This is a genomic window from Pseudomonas brassicae, assembly GCF_010671725.1.
Lineage (GTDB): Bacteria > Pseudomonadota > Gammaproteobacteria > Pseudomonadales > Pseudomonadaceae > Aquipseudomonas > Aquipseudomonas brassicae.
This window is the reverse complement of record NZ_JAAHBU010000591.1, coordinates 1-2,102: the sequence shown is the minus strand read 5'-3', so window position 1 is coordinate 2,102 and position 2,102 is coordinate 1. Positions and strand designations below refer to the sequence as shown.

At 60.8% G+C, this 2,102-nt stretch carries 1 protein-coding gene and 1 pseudogene; one reads left to right on the top strand and one right to left on the bottom strand.

What is annotated here, in order from left to right; genetic code table 11:
- Nucleotides 1-1,106: pseudogene (locus G3436_RS26410) on the bottom strand (helicase-related protein); the annotation flags it as partial.
- Between the two features lie 77 nt (nucleotides 1,107-1,183).
- Here G3436_RS26410 and G3436_RS26405 point away from each other — a divergent pair.
- Complete coding sequence (locus G3436_RS26405; protein ID WP_178116623.1) at nucleotides 1,184-2,035, top strand: hypothetical protein; 852 nt, start codon at nucleotides 1,184-1,186, stop codon at nucleotides 2,033-2,035.
- Nucleotides 2,036-2,102: the final 67 nt, after the last annotated feature.

Sequence of the window (2,102 nt, the reverse complement as noted above, 5' to 3'; positions counted from 1 at the left end):
CGGTACTGGCGCGCGAGCTGGCGCGCACGCTGGACCCCGCCCTGGGTGCCGCGCGCACCTCGGGTCTCACCGGCCAGCAGGCTCAGGCGGTTGTGCAGGTCGGCACCGCCGCCACGCAGGATGTCGCGCTCACCGAGCAAGGCCGCCACATCACAGGCCATTGCGGCCAGCCCCAGGTCCTGGCCGCGCAGCAGCAAATGCGCAATACGCGGGTGAGCAGGCAGTTCGGCCATGGCCTGGCCATGCTCGGTCAGGGCCAGTAACTGCCCCGCCTTGAGCGCCCCCAGGCGCAACAGCAAGCTCTGGGCCTGGGCGTAGGCCGCTGCGGGCGGCAGATCAAGCCAACTCAGCTGGGCCGGGGCCACGCCCCAGCGGGTCAGCTGCAGCGCCAGCCCGGCGAGGTCTGCCTGGAGGATTTCGGCACTGGCGTAGGCCGCCAGTTGCTCATGCTGGGCTTCGGACCACAACCGATAGCACACGCCAGGCTCCAGGCGCCCGGCACGGCCGGCCCGCTGCGTGGCACTGGCACGCGAGATACGCTGGGTATCCAGCCGGGTCATGCCGCTGCCGGGATCGAAACGCGGCACGCGCGCCAACCCCGCATCGATCACCACGCGCACGCCGTCGATGGTCAGGCTGGTCTCGGCGATATTGGTGGCCAGCACCACCTTGCGCAGGCCTTGCGCCGGCGCTTCGATGGCAGCGCGCTGGGCACTGAGGTCGAGCTCGCCGTGCAACGGGCACAGCAGGATCTCCCTGCGCTCGCCCAGGGCCTCCTGCAATGCCTGGTGCACACGGCGAATCTCGGCCTGCCCGGGCAAGAACACCAGCAGGCTGCCAGCCTCGTCTGCCAACGCCTGCTGTACCGTCTCCAGCACCCGCGGCTCGATGAATTCGCCCGGTTGGAACGGCCGGCCCCAACGCATCTGCACCGGGTACATGCGTCCTTCGCTGCTGATCACCGGCGCGTCGTCGAGCAGCGCCGACAGCCGTTCGCCTTCCAGGGTGGCGGACATCAGCAGAATCTTCAGCGGCGGCTCGTCGCGCAGCAGTTCGCGACCGTTGAGGCTCAGGGCCAGGGCCAGGTCGGCATCCAGGCTGCGTTCGAGCATTTTGCCACTTGCACTACCTTGTCAAACCTATGAAACTATAAATATCACAAGGTCTTAAGACGCACAAGCCCATGAAAAAAAATCTGACAATCATCAAAGGAGCGCTAGCTTTGGTGAACTATCCGTTCACCACCCTGCCTGAGGACGTGCTCGACCTGATGCACCGCTCGTACGCCCCGATAGCCCGTGAAGGGATGGGCCAGCTCACCAAGCTGTTCGATGCCTACTGCGACATCACGAAGACGACAGTGACCTACGTCGGAATGTCCTCGTCGGCCTTCGAGCGTACGATCAGAGGCTTCCTGGGCGCATTGTCAGACGAGAACTTCGTAGAGATTTCTTCTAACCTCCGAAAATCCTATGCTCGGGAATTCGTGAGGCTCATCCACGAAATGGCCAAAGTCGTTCCGCTGCTCCCGACCTTCGAAGGCAAGGAGGGCTGGCCGAAGACCAATGCCAAATACTGGACTACCGCCAAAGATAAGCTCGACCCACAAGCGGTTAGGTTCTGGAACGGCTGGCCAATTGAAAGCTTGAACGGTGCGACTAGCTATATTTCCTTTGCCAATCTGTGGATCTCTCATGGCCCTGAATTCACAGAAAAGGCATACAAAGCCCTGTCTCAATGGACGATCAAGATGCGTCGTCCCAGGTGCAGTGAGTTCAGTTCTTTTCTGAATTTTGTCTCCGAGCGAGCGGAGGCATGGCCCGTTGAAGCATTCCAAGACCCTATCCAGATCAAACATCTGTTTCTCAACTTTATGGTCTGGTATTTCAACGATCAACTTGCTCAGAACAACGACCTGGCAGCAGCCACAAAAAGTTATGCCGCGTTCATTAACGTAGTTAACTCAGCAATGTTGTCCGGGGGCACGTGGGCCAAACCATTTGCGGGCACCCTGCCAAAAACCCCCAATCACTAATGTGGCGGCCCAGGACACCAATAACAAAAAAGAACAGCAAGGGCGAAGTCTTCAAAAGAAAAGCTAA